General features: G+C 54.0%; 21 protein-coding genes and 1 rRNA gene. 12 read left to right on the top strand and 10 right to left on the bottom strand.

The window, feature by feature from the left end:
- Positions 1-61: 61 nt before the first annotated feature.
- A 5S ribosomal RNA gene (gene rrf, locus H0S68_RS24325) occupies positions 62-177 on the top strand.
- A gap of 67 nt (positions 178-244) precedes the next feature.
- Here rrf and mobB read toward each other — a convergent pair.
- Both mobB and mobA read right to left on the bottom strand, forming a co-directional pair.
- The gene (mobB, locus tag H0S68_RS24320) at positions 245-766 is read right to left on the bottom strand and encodes a molybdopterin-guanine dinucleotide biosynthesis protein MobB (RefSeq protein ID WP_122080483.1); all 522 of its coding nucleotides are present in this window, start codon (positions 764-766) and stop codon (positions 245-247) included.
- The gene (gene mobA, locus H0S68_RS24315; protein ID WP_410529063.1) at positions 759-1,352 is read right to left on the bottom strand and encodes a molybdenum cofactor guanylyltransferase MobA; all 594 of its coding nucleotides are present in this window, start codon (positions 1,350-1,352) and stop codon (positions 759-761) included. The genes mobB and mobA overlap by 8 nt, the downstream gene beginning before the upstream one ends.
- 151 nt (positions 1,353-1,503) lie before the next feature.
- Between mobA and H0S68_RS24310 the strand changes: the two genes are divergently transcribed.
- The 3 genes from H0S68_RS24310 to dsbA all read left to right on the top strand — a co-directional run bounded on the left by H0S68_RS24310 (position 1,504) and on the right by dsbA (position 3,518).
- Complete coding sequence (locus H0S68_RS24310) at positions 1,504-1,773, top strand: YihD family protein (protein ID WP_046375106.1); 270 nt, start codon at positions 1,504-1,506, stop codon at positions 1,771-1,773.
- Positions 1,774-1,878: 105 nt separating this feature from the next.
- Positions 1,879-2,865: a serine/threonine protein kinase gene (locus H0S68_RS24305; RefSeq protein WP_020837682.1), complete on the top strand. Its 987-nt coding sequence runs from the start codon at positions 1,879-1,881 to the stop codon at positions 2,863-2,865.
- Positions 2,866-2,894: 29 nt separating this feature from the next.
- Positions 2,895-3,518, top strand: a complete 624-nt coding sequence (gene dsbA / locus H0S68_RS24300; protein WP_020837681.1) for a thiol:disulfide interchange protein DsbA — start codon at positions 2,895-2,897, stop codon at positions 3,516-3,518.
- A gap of 49 nt (positions 3,519-3,567) precedes the next feature.
- On the opposite strand, the gene H0S68_RS24295 is transcribed toward dsbA, so the two are convergent.
- Positions 3,568-4,458 (bottom strand): acyltransferase, encoded by an 891-nt coding sequence (locus H0S68_RS24295; RefSeq protein ID WP_048762436.1) that lies wholly within the window; start codon positions 4,456-4,458, stop codon positions 3,568-3,570.
- Positions 4,459-4,954: 496 nt separating this feature from the next.
- Here H0S68_RS24295 and polA point away from each other — a divergent pair, with 496 nt between their 5' ends.
- A complete protein-coding gene (polA, locus tag H0S68_RS24290; RefSeq protein WP_410529062.1) occupies positions 4,955-7,756 on the top strand; it encodes a DNA polymerase I in 2,802 nt (933 codons plus the stop codon).
- A gap of 530 nt (positions 7,757-8,286) precedes the next feature.
- Here the strand turns inward: polA and yihA are convergent.
- Complete coding sequence (yihA, locus tag H0S68_RS24285) at positions 8,287-8,937, bottom strand: ribosome biogenesis GTP-binding protein YihA/YsxC (protein WP_046374857.1); 651 nt, start codon at positions 8,935-8,937, stop codon at positions 8,287-8,289.
- Positions 8,938-9,689: 752 nt separating this feature from the next.
- On the opposite strand from yihA, the gene yihI reads away from it, so the two are divergent.
- Positions 9,690-10,238, top strand: a complete 549-nt coding sequence (gene yihI / locus H0S68_RS24280) for a Der GTPase-activating protein YihI (protein ID WP_261110665.1) — start codon at positions 9,690-9,692, stop codon at positions 10,236-10,238.
- A gap of 182 nt (positions 10,239-10,420) precedes the next feature.
- A complete protein-coding gene (gene hemN / locus H0S68_RS24275; RefSeq protein WP_128865457.1) occupies positions 10,421-11,794 on the top strand; it encodes an oxygen-independent coproporphyrinogen III oxidase in 1,374 nt (457 codons plus the stop codon).
- Positions 11,795-11,829: 35 nt separating this feature from the next.
- Here the strand turns inward: hemN and H0S68_RS24270 are convergent, their stop codons facing one another.
- From H0S68_RS24270 to glnA, 4 genes are all read right to left on the bottom strand, one after another.
- The gene (locus H0S68_RS24270) at positions 11,830-11,952 is read right to left on the bottom strand and encodes a YshB family small membrane protein (protein ID WP_139285489.1); all 123 of its coding nucleotides are present in this window, start codon (positions 11,950-11,952) and stop codon (positions 11,830-11,832) included.
- A gap of 112 nt (positions 11,953-12,064) precedes the next feature.
- Positions 12,065-13,477, bottom strand: coding sequence for a nitrogen regulation protein NR(I) (gene glnG / locus H0S68_RS24265; protein ID WP_041415118.1), 1,413 nt, complete (start codon positions 13,475-13,477; stop codon positions 12,065-12,067).
- Positions 13,478-13,485: 8 nt separating this feature from the next.
- The gene (gene glnL / locus H0S68_RS24260; protein ID WP_020837668.1) at positions 13,486-14,535 is read right to left on the bottom strand and encodes a nitrogen regulation protein NR(II); all 1,050 of its coding nucleotides are present in this window, start codon (positions 14,533-14,535) and stop codon (positions 13,486-13,488) included.
- Between the two features lie 309 nt (positions 14,536-14,844).
- Positions 14,845-16,254: a glutamate--ammonia ligase gene (glnA, locus tag H0S68_RS24255; RefSeq protein ID WP_020837667.1), complete on the bottom strand. Its 1,410-nt coding sequence runs from the start codon at positions 16,252-16,254 to the stop codon at positions 14,845-14,847.
- A gap of 370 nt (positions 16,255-16,624) precedes the next feature.
- Between glnA and typA the strand changes: the two genes are divergently transcribed.
- The 5 genes from typA (at position 16,625) to fabY (ending at position 21,547) form a co-directional block, all read left to right on the top strand.
- On the top strand, positions 16,625-18,448 hold the full coding sequence (gene typA / locus H0S68_RS24250; RefSeq protein WP_020837665.1) for a ribosome-dependent GTPase TypA: 1,824 nt from the start codon (positions 16,625-16,627) through the stop codon (positions 18,446-18,448).
- A gap of 163 nt (positions 18,449-18,611) precedes the next feature.
- Positions 18,612-19,202: a glucose-1-phosphatase gene (gene yihX / locus H0S68_RS24245; protein WP_020837663.1), complete on the top strand. Its 591-nt coding sequence runs from the start codon at positions 18,612-18,614 to the stop codon at positions 19,200-19,202.
- Between the two features lie 49 nt (positions 19,203-19,251).
- Positions 19,252-20,142, top strand: a complete 891-nt coding sequence (locus H0S68_RS24240; protein WP_020837662.1) for a virulence factor BrkB family protein — start codon at positions 19,252-19,254, stop codon at positions 20,140-20,142.
- On the top strand, positions 20,139-20,576 hold the full coding sequence (gene dtd, locus H0S68_RS24235; RefSeq protein ID WP_020837661.1) for a D-aminoacyl-tRNA deacylase: 438 nt from the start codon (positions 20,139-20,141) through the stop codon (positions 20,574-20,576). The genes H0S68_RS24240 and dtd overlap by 4 nt, the downstream gene beginning before the upstream one ends.
- Before the next feature lie 23 nt (positions 20,577-20,599).
- Positions 20,600-21,547, top strand: coding sequence for a fatty acid biosynthesis protein FabY (gene fabY, locus H0S68_RS24230; RefSeq protein ID WP_020837659.1), 948 nt, complete (start codon positions 20,600-20,602; stop codon positions 21,545-21,547).
- A gap of 39 nt (positions 21,548-21,586) precedes the next feature.
- Here the strand turns inward: fabY and H0S68_RS24225 are convergent, their stop codons facing one another.
- Together H0S68_RS24225 and H0S68_RS24220 are read right to left on the bottom strand one after the other, a co-directional pair.
- Positions 21,587-23,248 (bottom strand): AsmA family protein, encoded by a 1,662-nt coding sequence (locus H0S68_RS24225; RefSeq protein WP_259220116.1) that lies wholly within the window; start codon positions 23,246-23,248, stop codon positions 21,587-21,589.
- A gap of 132 nt (positions 23,249-23,380) precedes the next feature.
- Entirely contained in the window at positions 23,381-24,781 is a 1,401-nt protein-coding gene (locus H0S68_RS24220; protein ID WP_187962075.1) for a nucleobase:cation symporter-2 family protein, read from the bottom strand.
- Positions 24,782-24,909 lie beyond the last annotated feature (128 nt).

The following is a 24,909-nucleotide window of genomic DNA, read 5'->3' as shown; positions in this document are numbered from 1 at the left end:
GCGAGTTCCGAGATTGGTTTCAATGGCTGCGGGAGTAGCGGTTGGAATGAAACAGAATTTGCCTGGCGGCAATAGCGCGGTGGTCCCACCTGACCCCATGCCGAACTCAGAAGTGAAACGCCGTAGCGCCGATGGTAGTGTGGGGTCTCCCCATGCGAGAGTAGGACACTGCCAGGCATCAAATAAGCCAAGAGGCCATCCGCAAGGATGGCCTTTTTGCTGTGTGCGAAAGAAAAAAGCGCAGCTAGGCTGCGCTTTTTAACCAGTCCCCGATAAAGTCAGCGATGCACTCTGGGTCATTAAGATCCAACAGTGGGGCATTGCCAGTGATTGATCGATCGCTGGCAATGGCGATCACAAACTCGTCCAGCATATCCTCCAGTGGTTTACCCACCTCTTCACGATAGAGAATGATTTTACTGATGGGCTCATGCTTGAACCCTTCGACTAAAATGATATCCACCTTGCCAGTATCAAAACGACTCGCCAAATATTGCAGATCCAGTGGGGGTTGTTCCGGCGTTTCTGTCATTAATGCCCAGCGGTTATTGCTGGCGACCAACGTTTGGTCGGCACCGGCTTTGCGCAGTTCATAACTGTCTTTGCCGGGGGTATCGACATCCATATCATGGTGAGTATGTTTGATCAGCCCTACGCGGATTTGCCGCTGCTTTAATAAAGGAATCAATTGTTTAAGCAGAGTGGTTTTGCCCGTGCCGCTATAGGCAGCAATGGCCAGTAGAGGGGGTTGGGAAGGGCTATTCATGGATAATTCCTTTTTCTTTTACCCAACGTTGGCAGTCCTCAAGGGTATTAAGATTGTGGAAGGCCGATTGTTGCCCTTTGAACTCCACCTGCTGTGCACGCGCAGCGTCCAGGAACAGCATCAGCTTGCGTTCCCCGCGGGCCAGATAATGCTCCAACGGAGTCGCCAGACTGGTGTGCAATAGCGCTAGCGTTGGGTGAGCCCGTTCCCCATCACTGGCATAGGCGGCTATCGCACTTCCTTTTTGTTGCCAGAGTTTCTCGATAAGCGTTGCAGGAAAGTCAGGAACATCACAGGGGACAAAGGCCACCCACTCGGTCGTTGCGTATTTCAGGCCGGCCAGCATACCGGCGAGCGGGCCTGAAAAGTCAGGGATCAGATCGCCAATTATCGGCAGGCCACTTTCCCTATACCGTGCTTGATTGCGATTGGCGTTGATGGCTATCGGCCCGACCTGCGGCCGTAGCCGGGCAAGCACATACTGATACAGGGGGATGTCGGCAATGGGAACCAGACCTTTATCTTCCCCACCCATGCGAGTGGCACGCCCTCCGGCCAGAATAATGCCGGTAATCTCTTCATGCATATTTCAAATTCCACATTGTGACTAACGCCATGATTGTAGCGCTAAAGCCGGTGTGGCATCAGGATTTACCTTTATTGACAAGCTGCTTCTTTCACTGCGTTGGCAAGCCTGTTACTTTGTGTGTTTATTGATTCTATTGGACAATATTGCGATGAAAACGCACCGCGTAAACGAGCTGATTGAGCTTCTGCACCCGGCCTGGCAGGAAGATCCAGATCTTAATCTGATCCAGTTTTTACAGAAGTTGGCGCAAGAAGCTGGCTTTCAGGGCAATCTGACTGAATTGAGCGATGATATCCTGATCTACCATTTGAAAATGCGCGGCAGCGCCGGCAACGAACAGATCCCTGGTCTGAAAAAGGATTATGAGGAAGATTTCAAAACGGCACTGCTACGCGCCCGTGGTGTGATCAAAGATTAGCATTCGTGCGCCGGGGTGAAGCCGTTGCTCGTGCAGCCCGTCATTAATGCTACTATTTCTCAATCCCGGCATTGTGATGTCGCCCAAACGAAACCGAATGTTGTTATGAACAACTCAGCTTTTAATTTTCAGACCCTGTCGCCCGACCTGATTATGGACGCGCTGGAAGGGGTTGGCCTGCGTGTAGACTCCGGGCTAACGGCGCTTAACAGTTATGAAAACCGCGTCTATCAGTTTATGGACGAGGATCGTAAGCGTTATGTGGTGAAGTTTTATCGGCCAGAGCGTTGGAGCGCGAAACAAATTGGTGAAGAACACCAGTTCTCCCATGATCTTGCTCTGGCGGAGATCCCTGCAGTTGCCCCATTAGTTCTGCAGGGCAATACGCTGCATACGCACAACGGTTTCTTTTTTACGGTTTTTCCCAGCGTTGGCGGGCGGCAGTATGAGATCGACAATCTCGATCAACTGGAGTGGGTTGGCCGTTTTCTGGGGCGCATTCATCAGGTGGGCAGCGAAAGCCTGTTTGTTGAACGTCCGACGATGGGCATCGAGGAGTACCTCACTTTACCACGTCAGGTTTTGGCGGGCTGCGCGCTGTTGCCCAAAGCGCAGCGTGACAGCTTTCTTGCAGCGACTGACAAGCTGATTGAGGCGATCAAACAGCATTGGCATCAGGATTGGCAGCCGCGGCGTTTGCACGGTGACTGCCATCCGGGCAATATCCTGTGGCGTGATGGCCCACTGTTTGTTGATCTTGATGACGCGCGTAACGGACCGGCGATACAGGATCTGTGGATGTTGTTGCACGGTGAGCGTCGCGATCGTTTGATGCAGTTAGATATTTTGTTGGAAGCGTACTCAGAGTTTGCTGAGTTTGATCAAAGTGAGTTGGCGTTGATCGAGCCGCTGCGTGCTATGCGTATGGTTTACTACCTGGCATGGGTTGCTCGCCGCTGGCAAGATCCTGCGTTCCCTAAAAGTTTTCCGTGGATGGCGGAGTCTGATTTTTGGTTGTCTCAGACGGCGGCATTCACCGAACAGGTTAAGCTGTTGCAGGAGCCCCCTCTGCAGCTGATGCCAATGTATTGAAGCTTTAACACAATGGAGAGTTTAGTCTTATGAAGAAAATTTGGTTGGCGCTCGTTGGCATGGTAATGGCATTCAGTGCCTCGGCTGCGCAGTTTAGCGATGGTACCCAGTATGTCACCCTGGACAAGCCAGTGACGGGTGAACCTCAGGTACTGGAGTTCTTCTCCTTCTATTGCCCACACTGCTATCAGTTCGAGCAGGTTTATCACGTTTCCGAAAATGTGAAAAAAGCGCTGCCTGCGGGCACTAAAATGACCAAGTACCACGTTGAGTTCCTGGGGCCGTTGGGTAAGCAACTGACTCAGGCATGGGCTGTTGCAATGGCGCTGGGTGTGGAAGATAAAGTCAGCCCGCTGATGTTCGAAGCGGTGCAGAAAACTCAGACCGTACAAACGCCTGATGATATCCGCAACGTGTTTGTGAAAGCAGGCGTGAGCGCGGCTGATTATGACGGGGCTCTGAACAGCTTCGTAGTTAAATCCCTGGTGGTTCAACAGGAGAAAGCTGCAGAAGATCTGCAACTGCGTGGCGTACCGGCGGTATTTGTTAACGGCAAATACATGGTCAAAAATGACGGCCTGGACACCAGTTCGATGGATGCTTACGTGAAGCAATTCGCCGACGTGGTTAAATTCCTCAGCGAGCAGAAGTAACCGAAATTTAAAGTAAAAAAGCCGGCTTAGCCGGCTTTTTTTTTAACTTCTATTGCCGTTTCAATCTATCCAGCAATCTGTCTTTATCCTGCCACAGCGTGTTCAGCCAAAGCTGGAAACGTCGCTTAAACTGCTTATCGTTAAAGTAATCGCCATGCATGCTTTCCTCGATTGGCAGCAATTCAACCCTTACCACAATGCGTTTTAACCGGCCGCACAGCATATCCATAAAAGGCCGCTCAGTATTATCTGGATAAAGCAGGGTGACGTTTAACACCTTATCGAACTGCTTACCTAATGCACTGAGTGTAAAAGCAATACCGGCAGCTTTAGGGGCTAATAAATTACGGTAGGGCGAACGAGTTTTAATTTTCTTGGCTTCGGTAAAACGCGAGCCCTCTACAAAATTAACGATGGTGGTCGGGCGTTTACGAAACTTCTCGCAGGAACGGCGTGTGGTCTCGATATCATTACCGCGCTTTTCCGGGTGTTTGAGCAAATAGGCGCGCGAATAGCGTTTCATGAAGGGCATATCCAGTGCCCAGCAGGCCAGACCGACAAAAGGGACCCAGGCCAATTGCTGTTTAAGAAAGTACTTATTCATTGGAATATGGTTACGGAACAATACGCACAGCACCACAATATCCGACCAGCTTTCGTGATTACTGATCAGCAGATACCAGTTTTTTCGATCCAGGCCTTCCAACCCTTCTATATCCCAGCGCAGTTGGCCGTTAATACGTAATAGCAGCGATAACCCCAGGCACCAGCACCACATCATAAAGTCGGCGAAGGCGGAGATACGTCGCCATACGGCAGGAAAGGGCACCAGTAACTTAATGACGCCGGCGATCGTAATGGGGATCGAACACAGTACGGTGACCAAAATGGCGAGCAGGCTGGAAACGATAAAAATAACAGGGGATAGCAATCTTGGCATGGTTATAGGCTGACGGTTGGTGAGAACAGCGTTACATGCCAGTATGCATGAACAAAAAATATTTTAGCGACATTATAGGGGGAAAATGCCTGCCAGCAGTAGCTGTTTTAAAGCGGAAAAAATGGGCATTTGCTGCGTTTTCGTGCAACTTGCTCATCTTGTGCTATGGTAATTGAGGCGCCAAATTTGATTAATAGTGCGATTAAAATCTGGCGCAAGTTATATCCACAAATTGTGTAAAAGTCGATAATAACCTTCAGTTAAAATAGCACTGTTTAACGCAGTGATTTCAATAGGATTTTTATTTCTCATTATAACGATAAACTCATCGTTATAATTTGTTGTCTTTTCTATGCACAAAGTTATCCACAGGCAGGATCTTGCGGATCGCTTTGCAGAATCACATGATTTTCGCCCTTAATGCACGCTAAGGTTCGTCTCAGGCGGCCAGCTATGGCATGCTTACCGTCATGTCCGATCACGATAAAGAAACGCTATGGCCCAGATTGCAGAAAACCCATTAATCCTGGTTGACGGTTCCTCGTACCTCTACCGCGCTTATCACGCCTTCCCTCCGCTGACCAACTCTGCGGGTGAACCTACCGGGGCAATGTATGGCGTGCTGAACATGCTGCGCAGTCTATTGCTGCAGTACCAGCCAAGCCATGTTGCGGTGGTGTTTGATGCCAAAGGAAAAACCTTCCGCGATGAGCTGTTCGCAGAATACAAATCGCACCGGCCGCCGATGCCGGACGACCTGCGCGCGCAAATCGAACCGTTGCACAAAATGGTCAAGGCGATGGGGTTGCCGCTGCTGGTCACGCCCGGCGTAGAAGCCGACGATGTGATTGGCACTTTGGCACTGGAGGCAGAAAAAGCCGGCCATGCGGTGCTGATCAGCACCGGCGATAAAGACATGGCGCAGTTGGTCACACCGAACGTCACCCTGATCAACACCATGAACAACACCATCCTTGGTCCACAGGAAGTGTGCGACAAGTACGGCATTCCGCCGGAGCTGATTATCGACTTCCTGGCGTTGATGGGTGATTCCTCGGATAACATCCCTGGCGTACCCGGTGTGGGCGAGAAAACCGCGCAGGCGCTGCTACAGGGGCTTGGGGGGCTGGATGCGCTCTATGCCAACCTCGACAGTATCGCCACGCTCAGCTTCCGCGGCGCCAAGACCATGGCGGCCAAGCTGGAACAGAACAAAGAGGTGGCTTACCTCTCCTACAAGCTGGCGACCATCAAAACCGACGTCGAACTGGATCTTACCTGCGCCGATCTCGAAGTATCAGCGCTGGATGTCGATGTGCTGCAGCAGTTGTTTAAACAATACGAATTTAAACGCTGGCTGGCGGATGTCGAAGCCGGTATTTGGCTGGAAGGTAAAAAGGGTGCCGGCGTGAAAGCTGCCAGTGCGCCAAAGGCGACGGCAGTCGCTGCCGTAACAGACAAAGCACCTGCCGAAGCGACGTTATCGCAAGAAGGTTATGTCACCATCCTGGATGAAGATACTTTCGCGCAGTGGCTGGAAAAGCTGAAAAAAGCCGAGGTATTTGCGTTTGATACCGAAACCGACGGTTTGGACACCCTGACCGCCAATTTGATTGGCCTGTCGTTTGCCATTGCACCGGGCGAAGCCGCCTATTTGCCGGTAGCGCATGACTATCTCGATGCCCCGGCACAGCTGGATCGCGATTATGTGCTGGCCACCTTGAAGCCGCTGCTGGAAGACGAGAAAGCGCTCAAGGTCGGGCAAAATCTGAAGTTCGATATGGGCCTGCTGGCGCGTTACGACATTACCCTGCGCGGCATTGCCTTCGACACCATGCTGGAATCTTATGTGCTGGACAGCGTGGGCGGTCGTCACGATATGGACAGCTTGTCCGATCGTTACCTCGGCCATAAAACCGTGACCTTCGAAGAGATCGCCGGCAAGGGGAAAAAACAGCTCACCTTCAACCAGATTGCACTGGAGCAGGCGGCTCCTTACGCTGCCGAAGATGCCGACGTTACCTTGCAATTGCATTTGGCGATGTGGCCGCAATTGAAGGAAAGCGCCGAGCTGCTGAAAGTATTCAATGAGATTGAAATGCCGCTGTTGCCGGTGTTGTCGCACATCGAACGCACCGGGGTGCTGATTGATCAAAGCATTCTGGCCACGCACTCCATCGAATTGACCAAACGCCTGGCCGAGCTGGAAATTCAGGCCCATGAACTGGCGGAAGAGCCTTTCAATCTGGCGTCAACCAAACAGCTGCAGGCGATCCTCTACGAAAAGCAGAAGCTGCCGGTACTGAAGAAAACACCGGGTGGTGCCCCATCTACTAACGAAGAAGTGTTGGCCGAATTGGCGTTGGATTACCCGTTGCCTAAGGTGATCCTGGAATACCGTGGCTTGGCGAAGCTGAAGACGACCTACACCGACAAGCTGCCGCTGATGATCAATCCGGTCAGTGGCCGGGTGCATACCTCTTATCATCAGGCGGTGACGGCTACTGGACGTCTCTCCTCGAGCGATCCTAACCTGCAGAATATCCCGGTGCGTAACGACGAAGGGCGCCGGATCCGCCAGGCCTTTATTGCTCCTGAGGGTTACCGCATCGTTGCGGCCGACTATTCGCAAATCGAACTGCGCATTATGGCCCATCTGTCACAGGATGAAGGGTTACTGAAGGCCTTTGCGGCCGGTGAAGATATCCACCGTGCCACCGCAGCCGAGGTATTTGGCCTGCCGCTTGATAAAGTGACCCACGAACAGCGTCGCAGCGCCAAGGCAATTAACTTTGGCCTGATTTATGGCATGAGCGCGTTTGGTCTGTCACGCCAATTGGGCATTCCGCGTGGTGAAGCGCAGCGCTACATGGATCTCTACTTCGAGCGCTACCCGGGCGTATTGGAATATATGGAGCGTACCCGCCAGCAGGCTGCCAGTCAGGGCTATGTAAGCACGCTGGACGGCCGCCGTCTCTATCTGCCGGATGTCAGCTCCAGTAATGGCATGCGTCGCAAGGCGGCCGAGCGCGCGGCGATTAACGCCCCTATGCAAGGGACTGCCGCCGATATCATCAAACGTGCGATGATCGAGGTGGACGCCTGGTTGCAAGCTCAGGAAGAGCCGCTGGTGCGTATGATCATGCAGGTACACGATGAATTGGTGTTCGAGGTGCATGAATCGGTGCTGGAAACCTCCAACCAACGCATTCGCGAGCTGATGGAAAATAGCATGACGCTGGCTGTCCCACTGAAAGTGGATGTCGGCGTGGGAGCCAACTGGGACGAAGCCCACTGATTGCGCGGCCGTTCGCTGGCCTCGTTCTTAAAGGATGGGCTAACTGGCGATAACCTAAGCAGTTTTTGTAATTAAGCTACAGGATACGGCGATTGTTTCCCCAACCTCGCCGTTATTACGCGCCAAACTGTGTAAGTAAACTACAAAAAATTCTTTTGCACTGCGAAAAAATCATGTAGAGTTACTGGCGTAGGGTACAGAGGTAAGATGTTCTATCTTTCAGACCTTTTACTTCACGTAATCGGATTTGGCTGAATATTTAGCCGCCCCAGTCAGTATTGACTGGGGCGTTTTTTATTGTAAAAACAAAGCCAAACCATAGGTTCTTCTTATTCGTCCCGCGACCTCTTTCCTTCAGATTTTCCCCCGAAATGGCCCGCTCATCGGATTCTCAATATCAAGTCATCATAAGTATTTGTGATGGATTTCAGTCAGAACTGTAATTAGATAACGAAAATGGCCTGCGCCCGAATAACGTGCATAAAAAAGCCGATGCGTTTCCACATCGGCTGTTGCAGCGCAGCGGCTTTTTATTCGCCGGCGGCTTCATCATCTTCCGGTAGCACTTCCGGCGGGATCTCGTTAAACCAGGTGTTCAGTTTCTGGCTCAGTTTGTCGACGCCCATCTTTTTTGGCGAGGAGAAGGCCTCAACCTGGATATCACCCATAAACGGCACTACCGCTTCACGCACCATATTCAGTTGCGCCTTACGTGCGCCGGATGCCAGTTTGTCCGCTTTGGTCAGCAGAACCAGAACCGGGGTGCCGACATCGACAGCCCATTGGATCATCTGCTGGTCGAGATCTTTCAACGGATGGCGGATGTCCATCAGCACCACCAGGCCTTTCAGGCAGTTGCGCATTTGCAGGTATTCACCCAGCGCCCGCTGCCATTTGCGTTTCATCTCTTCAGGCACTTCGGCGTAGCCATAACCCGGCAGGTCGACCAGGCGAATGCCTTCTTCCACTTCAAACAGGTTGATAAGCTGGGTACGCCCCGGCGTTTTACTGGTACGCGCCAGGCTTTTCTGGTTGGTCAGGGTATTTAACGCGCTGGACTTACCGGCGTTAGAACGGCCGGCGAACGCAACTTCAATACCTTCATCCCCCGGCAGATGGCGAATATCGGGCGCACTGGTGACGAAATGGGTCACATGATAATTGTAATTCTTGCTGGTCAAAATTTTTCGTCTCCGTGAGGATGGCTAACTGGTTGGCGATTATAACTGCATCAGCGCTAAAAATGGTGTGTTTCTCTGTTTTTAAGCGCCGGGCCAGTTGGGTGTGGCAATTTATGTGGGGCAGTCTTGTGAGACATTTGCCATTCGAATAGGGGGTAATGTCGCTTTTATTCGAAAGTTGTTTTTATTCTTTTTTTTATAAAACATGTATTTAATTCTCCGATGCGTATTTTTATCAGCCTATTACAGGGCAGGTGCCTTGAGCCTGACCCGTGATAGCGTAAAGTAAGTTGCAGCACAGGGCTTTGCAGGATTAAGGAACATCCGGGAAGGGTGATAAATCTCAGGGAGAGCACGGGACGTGCTAATGAGTGCTAGGACGAATAACCGAAGGAATGGGTCTATTTGCATCGGAATTTGCAAATAGCACAGGGATGGTGAAGTTACCGCAATTGGGATGCCCGCAGGAAGCAAACTCAGGAAGAGTGGACACGAACGGATTTCGCCATGGATGATTTTCCCTTCAGGATGAAGGAAGTAGTGCGGCAGGGAATGCGCTTATAGCAAAAGGAAAAACCTGGATGTTGAGTGTGCGCACGGAATGCGTAGCAGGAATATCCTTCGAAAGAGGGTGCAAAAAGGCGGCGGGTTTAACCTGCCGCCTTTTTTCTTTGTTCGCTTTCTGCTAGATTCCGCCGCAATCGTATAGCATCTATCTCTATACTGAATCTACATACCTAAGAGCATACGCTATGAACCAGCCATCAAAAGCACCTCGCGCCCCACGCAGCAGCGCGGCGACGTCGAAAACCAAAAAGAAAAGCCGTGTGGAGCTCGATCAGGAAGCCCGTGAGCGCAAGCGTCTGAAAAAGCGCCGTGGTCTTGCTTCCGGTTCTCGCACCCAGGTTGAGTCTGCCAATCAAAAGAACAAGGCCGACGCGCAGACCAAAGATCCGCGCATTGGCAGTAAAGTGCCGGTAGCGCTGGTGGTCGAAGCCAAGCCAAAAACTAAGCCGCAGCCAAAACCTAAGGCCGAAGCCAAACCACGTCTGTCCCCGGAAGAAGAACTGGCGAAGCTGGAAAATGATGAGCGTCTGGACGCACTGCTGGATCGTATTGACGACGGTGAGACGCTGAGCGCAGAAGATCAGAGTTATGTTGACCAGACTCTGGATCGCATTGATGCCCTGATGGAACAACTGGGCATTGAGCTGGGCGACGATGAAGACGACGAAGAAGAAGAGAAAAAGGAAGATATCCTGAAACTGCTGAAAGGCGGTAACCCGAAAGACGTAATTTAACGCGTCATGTGGCTGATCCTGTCAATAGCCCTACTCTTGATGTGTTATCTGCTGTGGTTATTCGGTAAACTATGGCGGCTGTCTAAACGCAAAAAGCGTTTTCGCAGCGCTTCCGCGGCCAGACAGCGTAGACAACTGCCCATCTCCCGGCCCGGTAGGAAAAAATATCGGAAGGAGTGAGCATGTCAGAGCAGGCAATTGTCTGGGATCTGGCCCTGATCCAGAAATATAACTATTCAGGGCCGCGTTACACCTCATACCCCACAGCGCTGGAATTCAACCAGAGCTACGACGAAGCGGCGTTTCAACGCGCCGCGGCGCGTTATCCTGAGCGCCCTTTATCGCTGTACGTGCATATCCCTTTCTGCCACAAGCTCTGCTATTTCTGTGGTTGCAACAAGCTGGTGACGCGTCAAACGCACAAGGCCGATGAATATCTGGCGGTGCTGGCGCAAGAGATTGCTCAACGTGCACCGTTGTTTGCCGGGCGTAAGGTCGGCCAGATGCACTGGGGCGGCGGTACGCCAACCTATCTGAGCAAGGCACAAATCAGCCAGCTGGTAACGATGCTGCGCCAACACTTTGATTTCCTTCCCGATGCCGAAATGTCGATCGAAGTCGATCCGCGTGAGATTGAGCTGGATGTGCTCGATCATTTACGCAGCGAAGGTTTTAATCGCCTGAGCATGGGGGTGCAGGACTTCAATAAAGAGGTGCAGCGGCTGGTGAACCGCGAGCAGGATGAAGCCTTTATCTTTGCCCTGATTGCTCGCGCTAAAGCGCTTGGCTTTAATTCCACCAATATCGATCTAATCTACGGCTTGCCAAAGCAAACGCCGGAGAGCTTTGCCTACACTCTGCAGCGTGTGGCAGAGCTAAGCCCCGATCGCCTGAGCGTATTTAACTATGCCCATATGCCGAACCTGTTTGCTGCCCAGCGCAAAATCAAAGACGCAGATCTGCCGAGCGCGCAGCAGAAACTGGATATCTTGCAGCACACCATAGCCTCCCTGACCGAATCGGGTTATCAGTTTATCGGCATGGATCATTTCGCACGACCGGACGATGAGTTGGCGGTGGCACAGCGCGAAGGAAAACTTCATCGTAACTTCCAGGGGTACACCACCCAGGGCGACAGTGATTTGCTGGGGCTGGGTGTCTCCGCCATCAGCATGCTGGGGGACAGCTATGCGCAGAACCAGAAAGAGCTGAAGGTTTATTACAACAGCGTTGAAGCGCAAGGTCATGCACTGTGGCGAGGCCTGGCGATGACCGAAGACGACTGCTTGCGGCGTGAGGTGATCAAAACGCTGATCTGCAATTTCAAACTGGACTATCTGGCCATAGAACGTCAGTTCGACATCAACTTTGCCGATTATTTTGCCGAGGATTTGCAATTGTTGGCGCCGTTTGAACGCGATGGGCTGGTGGAGCGTGACGAGCAGGGAATTCAGGTTACGCCGCGTGGCCGGTTACTGATCCGCAATATTTGCATGTGCTTTGATATCTACCTGCGTCAACAGGCCCGCACTCAGCAATTCTCTCGGGTTATTTAATGAGTAAAACATCGGCCGCTTTCGCGGCCGTTGTTTTAACTGAAGAAATTAATCAGTGCGGCACACAATACCGCAGCAACGGCTGCCTGCGGCGTGTGGCTGGCGGCAGAACCAAGTTCTGCGCCTTGAGAAATGAATGCGATTAACGAATCCAGCATGGAAGCCTCCAGGGTGTGCGCCCCGATCATACTGCGGCCTCTTCGGCTGTAAAGCCTGAAATAGCCGTTTTTTTGTGCGCTTGATTGTATTTTCTATAATCAATGCCGCAAACTATTCCATTCCCAATTCTTTCAACTTACGCGTTAACGTATTGCGCCCCCACCCCAGCAAACGGGCGGCTTCCTGCTTATGCCCCTGGGTATGACGCAGTGCAGTGGTGAGCAAGGTGCGCTCCATCTCCGGTTGCGCTTCCGACAGCAGGTTTTGATGACCGGAACGCAGCGCGCGGTCTGCCCACTGTGCCAGCAGCGTGGCCCAACTGTCGGGCAGGCTATGCCCGGTCGTTTCCGGCGCAGAGGTTTCAAACAGCTCGCTCGGCAGATCCTGAATCAGCACCTCCTGACCAGCGGCCATCACGGTTAACCAACGGCAGGTGTTCTCCAACTGGCGAACGTTACCTGGCCATGGCAGGCGCGTCAGTGCAGTTTCAGTCTCCGGGTGGAGGTTTTTCGCTTCCACACCCAGCTCCTTTGCCGCCACCTGCAGGAAGTAACGCGCCAGACGCGGAATATCCTCACGGCGTTCACGCAACGGCGGAAGGTGCACGCGGATCACGTTCAGGCGGTGGAACAAATCCTCACGGAATTTACCTTCCTGTACCCGCATTTCCAGGTTCTGGTGGGTGGCGGCGATGATGCGTACGTCAACCTTCACCGGGGCATAACCACCGACCCGATAGAATTGGCCATCTGCCAGCACCCGCAGCAAGCGGGTTTGCACATCCAGCGGCATATCGCCGATTTCATCCAGGAACAAGGTCCCGCCGTCGGCCTGCTCAAAGCGACCCTGACGGATTTGGTTGGCGCCGGTAAAGGCCCCTTTTTCATGCCCGAAAAGTTCGGACTCGATCAGGTCTTTGGGGATCGCCGCCATATTCAGCGCGATAAAAGGCGATTTGGCGCGCGGACTGTGACGGTGCAGGGCATGGGCAACCAGCTCTTTACCGGTACCTGATTCGCCGTTGATCAGTACGCTGATCGACGAACGCGACAGGCGCCCGATGATGCGGAACACGTCCTGCATCGCCGGGGCTTCACCGATGATGTCTGCCACCGGATCGTTGGCCGGTTGGCTGCGTGCAGGCTGCTGCTGCTCCTGATAATGGCTGATGGCGCGTTCTACCAGCGCTACGGCTTCATCGATATCAAAGGGTTTCGGCAGGTAATCGAACGCCCCTTGCTGGTAGGCGCTGACGGCGGCGTCGAGATCCGAATGTGCGGTCATTATGATGACCGGAAGCATCGGATGACGCTGTTTGATCTGCTTGAGCAACGCAAGGCCATCCATACCCGGCATGCGGATGTCAGACAGCAACACGTCAGGAGTTTGCGTGGCCAGGGCTTCGAGCACCGCATTGCCACTGTCGAAGGTCACGCAGCTCACACCGGCTCCAGTGAGCGCACGTTCAAGCACCCAGCGGATGGAGCTATCGTCATCGACGATCCAGACTATCCCTCGTTGCATAGAAAACCTCACTGGCGAATAGGCAGGTAAACCGAGAATTCGGTATGTCCTGGCCAACTGTTAAATTCAATTTTTCCGCAATGCTGATCGATAAGATTACGGGCGATGGATAACCCCAGGCCGGTCCCGCCTTCGCGGCCGCTGACCATCGGGTAAAATAGCGTGTCCTGCAACTGCGCCGGCACACCGGGGCCGTCATCTTCTACGTCGATACGTGCCGCTAACCGGTAGCGGGTGCCGTGCAGGGTGATCTGGAAAGCGGTACGAGTGCGCAGCGTGATGGTGCCGCCCGTTTCTCCCAGCGCCTGCAGCGCATTGCGGGTGATGTTCAGCAATACCTGTTCGATTTGATCCGGGTCGTGCGCCATTTCAGGCAGGCTCGGGTCGTAGTCCCGCACCAGCGTCACGTTATCCGGCTTCTCAAGCGACACCAGTTGGCACACACGCTCTGCCACCTGATGAATGCTTTGGGTTATGTGCTGGCCCGGTCGCTGCGGGCCGAGCAGGCGATCGACCAGGTTGCGCAGGCGATCGGCCTGCTCAATGATCACCTTGGTGTATTCGGTCAGCGACGGATCGGGTAGCGCCTTGGCCAGCAATTGAGCCGCACCGCGCAACCCGCCAAGCGGGTTTTTAATTTCATGCGCCAGGCCTCGGACCAGATCGCGGGCTGCCACCTGCTGGGCGTGCTGAAGTTGTTCCTGGCTCAAACGGCGTTGGTTATCCATTGGCGCCAGCTCGATCAGGATATAGCCATCAGGCAGCGCCTGTGCGGTCAGGGAGAGGATATGCGCACGCCCGTCAACCACCAGGGTCACTTCGTTATCGGTAAAGCCCTGACCGGCATGCAGGCTCTCACGCATCAGATCGACGTTCAGTGAGAAATAACCGAGCAAATCGGGTAACGGTGTACCGAAAAGTTTACGAGAACTTTGTGCCAGCAGTTGTTGTGCTGCCGGATTGGCGTAATGAACCGCCAGCGAGTCATCCAACAGCAGGATACTGTTGATGAGAGAATTGAGGATCTGCCCTGCGTCGGGCAGCTTGCCAGTTGCCATATATGCCCTTTATCTTTCAAGACGCAGCGTTGTTGGCTGCTCTTACTCACACCAGTCACTTGGCAGACCAAGCTCCTGTCGGTTCGCTCGGTTGCCGCCTAGCTGCACCGTGAAATCTCTTGGGCATAGCAGACGACTGCACCTTTTTAGTGCATTTATCCTACTCCATCCGTTATGCACGCGGTATGGAATAGTTTTGCAGAAAATACGGTGGAGAAAAAAACCCATCCGAAGATGGGCTGAAAGTTTCCACGGCAACAAAAAAAGACAACTAAATCTGGGCGCCGCCCGCAGACGGCGCGGTAAAACTTAAACGCTGTAGTACAGTTCGAATTCAACCGGGTGTGGCGTCATGCGAACGCGGTCCATCTCTTCTTTGCGCAGATCGATGTAAGCATCGATAGCGTCGTCAGTGAATACGCCGCCACGGGTCAGGAACTCGCGGTCTTCGCTCAGTGCTGCCAGCGCTTCATCCAGGGAGCCTGCAACTTTTGGAATTTCAGCTTCTTCTTCCGGTGGCAGGTCATACAGGTTTTTGTCCATGGCGTCGCCAGGGTGGATTTTGTTAATCACACCGTCCAGGCCTGCCATCAGCAGGGCCGCGAAGCACAGGTACGGGTTAGCCGCTGGATCCGGGAAACGGGCTTCGATACGGCGCGCTTTCGGGCTGGCAACCACTGGAATACGGATGGAAGCGGAACGGTTACGGGCAGAATAAGCCAGCATGACCGGAGCTTCGTAGCCTGGGACCAGACGCTTGTAAGAGTTGGTGGTCGGGTTGGCCAGGGCGTTGATCGCTTTAGCGTGCTTGATGATACCGCCGATGTAGAACAGGGCAGTCTCAGACAGGCCGCCGTATTTGTCGCCGGCGAACAGGTTAGTCCCATTCTTGGACAGCGACATGTGGCAGTGCATGCCGGAACCGTTATCACCGAACATTGGCTTCGGCATGAAGGTCGCGGTTTTGCCAAATGCGTGAGCCACGTTGTGAACCACGTACTTGTAGATTTGGATTTCGTCGGCTTTCTTGGTCATGGTGTTGAAGCGGGTTGCCACTTCGTTCTGACCTGCGGTTGCCACTTCGTGGTGGTGCGCTTCAACGACCAGGCCCATTTCTTCCATGGTCAGACACATGGTAGAACGGATGTCCTGTGAAGAATCGACCGGAGGAACCGGGAAGTAACCGCCTTTGACTGCCGGACGGTGGCCTTTGTTGCCGCCATCGTATTGGGTGCCGGAGTTCCATGCGCCTTCGATATCGTCGATGGCCACGTGGGAACCGCGGATGCTGCTGCCGAAACGAATGTCGTCAAACAGGAAGAATTCTGGCTCAGGTCCGAACAGAACGGTGTCTGCGATGCCGGAAGAGCGCAGGAAATCTTCTGCACGCTTGGAGATTGAGCGCGGGTCACGATCGTAGCCCTGCATGGTGCCTGGCTCGAGGATGTCGCAGCGAATGATCAGGGTAGATTCTTCGAAGAACGGATCCAGTACCGCAGTGCTGGCGTCTGGCATCAGCACCATGTCAGATTCGTTGATGCCCTTCCAACCGCCGATCGAGGAACCGTCAAACATTTTACCTTCTTCGAAGAAGTCGGCATTTACCTGATGAGCAGGGATGGTGACGTGTTGTTCTTTACCCTTGGTGTCAGTGAAACGCAGGTCTACGAATTTCACTTCATGCTCATTCAGCATCGTCAAAACGTGTTCAGCGGACATACTTAACTCTCCCGGATTTATCATTGTCGTCGTCGTGGAACGAATCTGTGAAACTGGCTTTTTTTGCCTTGAAAAGACTAAAGCGAAAACTGTGCCAACTTTGCTAAAGCGCTTTAATCGCCTTTCTGCTTGGGTTTTGCACAGAATCAGTATGCACCATCAGTGACGTTTTGCACTTAAATGGTGCAATCGGTGCGGGGTGGGGCACTGTAATGGTGCAAAAGTGCACCGGATGCTGCTTTTTGCACCGTGAAAGGGATCACATACTGACCTGTACACAGTTGTTTATAAGAGACTGTTGTGATCTTGTTTAGTCCCTCGCTTAATACGTGTACAATAGCGCGCTATTTCTAATGCCTGAGGCAAAGCTGTGATCGAAAATTTGCGTAACATCGCCATTATTGCCCACGTTGACCATGGTAAGACCACCCTGGTTGATAAGCTGCTGCAACAATCCGGTACTTTCGGAGAGCGTGTAGAAGCCACCGAACGCGTAATGGACTCCAACGATTTGGAGAAAGAGCGTGGGATTACCATCCTCGCAAAAAACACCGCCATTAATTGGAAAGACTACCGCATCAACATCGTGGATACCCCAGGACACGCCGACTTCGGCGGTGAGGTTGAGCGTGTGATGTCAATGGTTGACTCGGTGCTGCTGGTTGTGGATGCAATGGATGGCCCAATGCCGCAAACCCGCTTCGTGACCAAAAAAGCCTTCGCTAATGGTCTGAAGCCGATCGTGGTAATCAACAAGGTTGACCGTCCGGGCGCACGTCCTGATTGGGTTGTTGATCAGGTCTTCGACCTGTTCGTTAACCTCGACGCAACCGACGAGCAGCTCGACTTCCCAATCATCTATGCTTCTGCATTGATGGGGATCGCCGGTACTGACCACAATGAGATGGCGGAAGACATGACCCCGCTGTATCAAGCGATCGTAGACCACGTGTCTGCACCGCAGGTTGAGCTCGAAGCGCCATTCCAGATGCAAATCTCCCAGTTGGACTACAACAACTACCTGGGCGTGATCGGTATCGGCCGTATCAAGCGTGGTAAAGTGAAGCCAAACCAGCAGGTCACCATCATCGATAGCGAAGGTAAAACTCGCAACGGTAAAGTGGGCAAAGTGCTGGGCCACATGGGTCTGGAGCGTATCGAGTCTACCCTGGCTGAAGCGGGCGACATCATCGCTATCACCGGTCTGGGCGAGCTGAACATTTCCGACACCATCTGTGACACCTCTGCAGTGGAAGCACTGCCGGCGCTGTCTGTAGATGAGCCGACCGTAACCATGTTCTTCAACGTCAACACCTCACCTTTCTGTGGTAAAGAAGGTAAGTTTGTGACTTCGCGTCAAATCCTTGAGCGTCTGAACAAGGAACTGGTGCACAACGTGGCACTGCGCGTTGAAGAAACTGAAGATGCTGATGCATTCCGCGTATCTGGCCGTGGTGAACTTCACCTGTCGGTTCTGATCGAAAACATGCGTCGTGAAGGTTTCGAACTGGCGGTATCCCGTCCGAAAGTAATCTTCCGTGAAATCGATGGTCGTAAACAAGAGCCGTTCGAAAACGTGACCTTGGACATCGAAGAACAGCACCAGGGTTCAGTCATGCAAGCCATGGGTGAGCGTAAAGCTGACCTGAAAAACATGGATCCAGACGGTAAAGGCCGTGTGCGTCTCGACTACGTGATCCCAAGCCGCGGCTTGATTGGCTTCCGTAACGAGTTCATGACCATGACTTCCGGTACCGGTCTGCTGTACTCCACCTTCAGCCACTACGACGACGTGCGTCCGGGTGAAGTTGGCCAGCGCCAGAACGGCGTGCTGATCTCTAACGGCCAGGGTAAAGCGGTAGCGTTCGCCCTGTTCGGTCTGCAAGATCGCGGCAAGCTGTTCCTGGGTCACGGTGCGGAAGTGTATGAAGGCCAGATCATCGGTATTCACTCACGTTCCAACGACCTGACCGTGAACTGCCTGACCGGTAAGAAGCTGACCAACATGCGTGCTTCCGGTACTGACGAAGCCACTACCCTGGTTCCGGCTATCAAAATGACTCTGGAGCAAGCTCTGGAATTCATCGATGATGACGAACTGGTAGAAGTCACGCCAACCTCGATCCGTATCCGTAAGCGTCACCTGACGGAAAACGATCGTAAGCGTGCAAGCCGCGGTCCTAAAGAAGCTTAATCGCCGATTTAGTCTGCAACACTTAGGGCGCGCCAGCGCCCTGAGTTTTTTCCTCTGTCTTTTCTCATTTCTGCCGCGTGCTATATGCTTTTCCATTCGCTCTCTATTCAGCCTCTGCTTTTCCCGCTACAGTAAAATCTCACCGGCCCATCAGGAGAGGACTATGCTGTATATCTTTGATTTAGGTAATGTGATCGTCGATATCGATTTCAAACGTGTACTGGGTGTATGGAGCAGTTTGAGCGGTACGCCATTGGCGGTCTTGTCCGAACGTTTTGCTATGGGCGAATTGTTTCAGCAGCACGAGCGCGGTGAAATCAGCGATGAAGACTTTGCCGAAGGGCTGAGTGCCGAAATGGGGATTGCCCTCAGTTTCGAGCAGTTCGCTACCGGTTGGCAGGCGGTGTTTGTCGCCCTGCGTCCAGAAGTGATCGACATCATGAAGCGCCTGCGCAGCGAAGGTCACCGGGTGGTGGTGTTATCGAACACCAACCGCTTGCACTGCAATTACTGGCCGCAGCACTACCCGCAGGTGGCCGAAGCCGCCGATCATCTCTATTTGTCGCAGGATCTTGGCATGCGTAAGCCGGACGCCAATATTTATCTGCACGTACTGGATGCAGAAAATACCTCGCCGGATGACGCGGTGTTCTTTGACGATCACCCGGATAACGTCGCCGCGGCACAGGCGCTTGGCATCAAAACGGTTCACGTGACCGACCGCGACGTAGTACCGGCTTATTTTGCCCAATGACCGCAAAGGGTTAAGCTTAAGGCGTACAAACTGACATCAAGGAGTGGCCATGTCGTTTTTCCGCCGCAAGAAGCTGCCCGCTTCGATCAAACCCAGCGTCACCTTTTTACGACTGCTGATTAAACGCGTCGACAGCGATGGCCTGACCATGTTGGCGGGCCACCTGGCCTACGTATCACTGCTGTCACTGGTACCTCTGGTGACCGTGGTGTTTGCGCTGTTTGCCGCGTTCCCCATGTTCTCCGACATCAGCGTTCAACTGAAAAGCTTTATCTTTTCCAACTTCATGCCGGCCGCCGGCAACGTGATCCAAAGTTATCTGGAGCAGTTTGTCGCCAACTCCAACAAGATGACCGCCGTCGGGACCTGCGGCCTGATAGTCACTGCGCTGTTGCTGATCTCGTCGGTGGACAGCGTGCTCAACACCATCTGGCGCAGCAAGAATCAGCGTCCTATCGTGTTTTCTTTCGCCGTGTACTGGATGGTGCTGACCCTGGGGCCGCTGTTGGTGGGGGCCAGTATGGCGATCAGTTCCTATCTGCTGTCGCTTAACTGGCTGGCGCAGACCGGCGTCAACAGCCTGGTGGATCAGGTGCTGCGTATTTTCCCGCTGATCCTGTCGTGGATATCGTTCTGGCTGCTGTATTGCATCGTGCCGACGGTTAGGGTGCCACCCAAGGATGCGTTGATTGGCGCACTGGTGGCCGGTTTGCTGTTTGAGCTGGGCAAGAAGGGGTTTGCGCTGTATGTCACCATGTTCCCGTCTTATCAGCTGATTTACGGCGTGTTGGCGGTGATCCCCATTTTATTCCTTTGGGTCTACTGGAGCTGGTGTATCGTGTTACTCGGCGCGGAAATCACGGTTACCATTGGGGAATACCGCGACTACCGACAGCAAAAGGCACAACAACAGGAACAGTCATCAGAAGGGCAGTTATGATTGCGTTAATTCAACGGGTATTAAATGCCAGCGTCACGGTGGAAGGCCAGACGGTAGGCAACATAGGCCCCGGTTTGTTAGTGTTATTGGGCGTGGAGCAGGACGATAACGAACAGAAGGCCGAGCGCCTGTGTGAGCGCGTATTGGGCTACCGCATCTTTGGCGATGAGAACGACAAAATGAATCTCAACGTCCAACAGGCAGGGGGCAGTTTGCTGGTGGTCTCGCAATTCACGCTGGTGGCCGACACGCAAAAGGGGATGCGTCCGAGTTTCTCTCGTGGCGCGGTACCGCAAGAGGCCGATCGGTTATACCAATATTTTGTTGGCCAATGCCGCGAACGCGGTATCGAAACCCAAACCGGTGAGTTTGCGGCCGACATGAAAGTCGCGCTGGTGAACGACGGGCCGGTGACGTTTTGGCTTCAAGTCTAAGAATTCTGAGAGAGAAGGCGTCTATGTATCACCTACGAGTACCGGTAACAGAGCAAGAACTGAAAGAGTATTACCAGTTCCGCTGGGAAATGCTGCGCAAGCCGTTGCACCAGCCGGTGGGGTCGGAAAAGGATGCCTACGACGCCATGGCACATCACCAGATGGTGGTGGACGAGAGCGGAAAAATTGTCGCCATTGGGCGGCTGTACATCAATGCCGATAACGAAGCCGCGATTCGTTTTCTGGCGGTAGACCCGACGGTGCAGGACAAAGGCCTGGGGACGCTGGTAGCCATGACGCTGGAATCCGTGGCGCGCCAGGAGGGCGTGAAGCGCGTAGTCTGTAGCGCCCGTGAAGACGCGGTAGATTTCTTTGCCAAGCTGGGTTTCATTAATCAGGGTGAGATCACCGCGCCGCAAACCACGCCGATTCGCCATTTCCTGATGATCAAACCGGTGGCGACGCTGGACGACATCCTGCATCGGCCCGACTGGTGCGGTCAGCTGCAGCAGGCCTGGTACGATCACATTCCGCTCAGCGAGAAGATGGGGGTGCGCATCAGCCAATATACCGGCCAGCGTTTTGTCACCACCATGCCGGAAATTGGCAACCAGAACCCGCACCACACGTTGTTTGCCGGCAGCCTGTTCTCTCTGGCCACCTTGACCGCCTGGGGCCTGATCTGGCTATTGCTGCGTGAGCGCCATCTCGGTGGCACCATCATTTTAGCCGATGCCCATATTCGTTACAGCAAGCCCATCACAGGCCGACCGCGTGCAGTGGCGGATCTCAGCTCGTTGAGCGGCGATCTGGCCCGTTTGGCCCGTGGCCGCCGCGCTCGCGTACAGGCGGAAGTCCATCTGTTCGGTGACGACGACAAAGGTGCGGTATTTGAAGGCACTTATATGGTGTTGCCGGCCGAGCCGGAAGTGCCCCTGGATCAGGGCGGCTGTGAGGCGATAGACAGTTAACACCCAGGCCCTCTCTATGCGGAGAGGGCCTATCCAGGATTAAGGCAGTTGCTGGTTGACCGTTTGGCCATCGGCGGCAGTGGCCTGCAACCTGCCCTGCAATGAAGCCTTAAATGGCCCATCGCTGTTCAACAAACCTTTCAACTGTAATTGCAGATTACCGTCGCCTTCCAGCGGCACCGCTTGCCATCCCCACTGTTGTAGCGTATTCAGCGGTACCGAACGCCCATTCAGCGACAGCGTAAAAGGCTTGCCCGGCAGCTGCTCGACGGTGGCTTTGGCATCCAACAACCCCTGCGGCATAAAGGCGCTGAGCTCGGTGACGTTGATCTGCCCGTCATTGGCGTTCAGCGCCAGCGATGGTCGGCGCACGTCAATTTTGTTGAAGGTAGCTTCACTGCCGTTCAAATTCAGCGTGCCGGACCAGATGCCCCACTGGTGATCGCGCGCCAGCAACAGGTTGCTGCCATAACCGTCCAGTGCGGTGATCTGGAAAGGGAAGGCCGGGTTGATATCGATGATCAGGTTACGGTTGGTGGTCAGTTTATTGACATACACCTCCGCCAGCCAGTTCGGCAGCGGTTGTAACCACAATGCGCGCCAGTCTATAGGCAACGTATATTCCAACGCAGCGACCGCGACCTCATCCAGCTGCAGGCGGTTGTTGGCACGCAGCCAGTTGCCAGAGGTGCGCAATAACCCACCTTCCCAGCGGGTGGTGAACTGCTGAATGGCGATCCCAGCCGGCGAGAGTCGCATATTCATGATCGGATCAATCAGATGGAAACTGCCATTGATCAGGTCGCTGGCGTTAAAGTTCAGCGAACCGTCCTGGCTGCTCCAGTCGCCCTGTTGGAAGGTGACATTTTGCAGTGACAGGTCGAGATCGTTAAATGCCCACTCCTTGCCTTCCAGCCGTGCATCTATCAGATCAAAACGTTTGAGCGTGACGGGGGGCAGAGCGGTAAAACGTTGCCAGAACTGTTCCAGTGTCAGGGGAGTTTGCATGCGCACGCCGCTGAGCCTCAGTCGCTCTACCTGCCAACTGCCGTCGGCGGCGCGAGTGGCTACGCCGGTCAAATCCCCCTGCGCCAGGTCGGCGCCGAAATTGCTGAGCAGCAGCTGATTTTGTTTCAGCTCGCCCTGAACCAGGACCTGAGAGGCCGGGATGCCATTGAGCGTCATCGAGCCAGCGCTGAACTGGAACTGATTGTTATCACCCAGCGGATGGCCGGCTTTGGGTTGCCATGGCGTGATGCCGGCGTTGACCTGCTGCGCGTTGAGCTGCCAGGTTTCATCGTTGGATTGCAGCGCCATATTGCTCAGTTGCAGCACGTCGGCCTGTATTGGCATTGCTGCGTCCTGCTGCTGCAGATTCAGCGTGCCGTCACGCAGCGTGACGCTATGGAAATGACGAGGTTCGGTAATTTGGCGCAGGCTGAGACCGAGGTCCAGACGTTTGGCCACCAGTGATTGAGGCTGATTTTTTTTGGCCAACTGAACGTCTTCCAGGCTGATTTGGCCCGGCTGGTTCCATGAGTGCGAGATTGCCGCCACCGACAGGCGGTAGTCGCTGTTATCGCTGACCCAGCGGCTGACCCAGCCCGCGGCCCAACGGGTTTGCCCTATGACGTACAACAGTGCAACGGCCAGCACGACCAGCAGCAGCAACGTCAGCAACAGTTTTCCGATAAATTTCATCGTCTACATCCGCGTCGGTCAAAAAAGATACCCTGTTTATGCCGCAATTGGCCGGGCATCTCAAGTGCAATGGTCTGATAGGCAATAAAAAACGGCCGCAAGCGGCCGTTTGTCACAAGGCAGTTCGATGGATTATTGTTTCTCGTGTTCCTGCGGGAACAGCAGGTTCAGCACGATGGCAGTGATGCCGCCGGCAGCAATGCCTGAGGAGAGTAATGTTTTCAGCCAGTCCGGTGCGAACTGCAAGATCAACGGTTGCTGGGAAACGCCCATCCCCACGGCCAACGACAGCGCCATGATCATGATTGCACGGCGGTTCAGACGCTCTCGCGACACGATGCGCACACCGGATGCGGCGATGGTGCCGAACATCACCAGGGTGGCGCCGCCCAATACCGGCTCAGGAATGTGTTGTACGAAGCCGGCCACCGCCGGGAACAGCCCCAGCGCGATCAGCATCAGTGCCACCACGAAGCCGACGTAGCGGCTGGCGACGCCGGTCAGTTGGATCACGCCATTGTTTTGACCGAAGCAGGAGTTAGGGAAGGTATTAAACACCGCCGACAGCATGGAGTTCAGGCCGTTGGCCAGTACGCCGCCCTTAAGGCGCTTCATATACAGTGGGCCACTGACAGGTTGTTCCGACACGTCAGAGGTCGCGGTGATATCGCCGATAGTTTCCAGCGAGGTGACCATAAAGATAAGCATCAGCGGCAGCAGCAGATTCCAGTCAAAACCCAGACCGTAATACAGCGGGGTCGGGATGATGATCGCCGCCGTCTCGGGGGTGGGCTGGCTTTCTGGCAGCATGCCCATGGCCCAGGCCAGCAGATAACCCACCGCCATGGCAATCACCAGTGAGGCGACGCGCAGGTAGGGATTGCGCTGACGGTTAAGCAGAATAATGACCAGTAATACCGCGCCGGCCAGCAGCAGATTTTTGGGGGCGCCGAAGGTACCTCCGTTCATCGCAGCATAGCCACCGCCGATGGAAGTCAAACCGACCTGAATCAGAGACAAACCGATAATCATCACCACAATGCCGGAGACCAGCGGGGTGATGATGCGCCGTGCCAAGTGCAACACGCGTGACAGCAGGATCTCGGTGCAGGAGGCAACCATCAGCGTACCGAACAGCGCAGCCATCATGGTGGGAACGTCCGCGCCGCCATTTTTCAGCGCCAGCCCGCCCATGATCAGCGGCGAAACAAAGTTAAAGCTGGTGCCCTGAATAGACAGCAAGCCCGAGCCGACGGGTCCCCAGGTTTTGATTTGTAAAATCGAGGCCAGGCCGGAGGCGAACAGCGACATGCTGATAATGTGCTGAGTGTCCTGCGCCGGCAGACCCAGTGCCTGACAAATCAACAGGGCCGGTGTGATCACGGCAACGAACATCGCCAGCAGGTGCTGACCGGCGGCGAACAGCGTTTGCGGCAGCGGTGGGCGATCTTCCAGGCGATAAATCAGTTCACTGTTGCGGGGAGTGGCGGATGCTTTTTGCGCAGCATCGAACTCGGCGGATGGCTGGGTCATGGTGTGGCATTTCCAGAAACGGCAAAGCAGGCATTTTAATGATTTGGCCCATAAAAGCAAACGGTTGCGCGTTAATGCTTTGTTAGCAGTATCGTCACTTATGTCGCATTTTCGTTCATTTTTTCTTG

The sequence above is a fragment of the Serratia sp. AXJ-M genome (assembly GCF_046531865.1).
Classification (GTDB): Bacteria; Pseudomonadota; Gammaproteobacteria; order Enterobacterales; family Enterobacteriaceae; genus Serratia; species Serratia liquefaciens.
The sequence above is the reverse complement of the archived record's forward strand: the minus strand, read 5'-3'. Positions and strand labels throughout refer to the sequence as shown.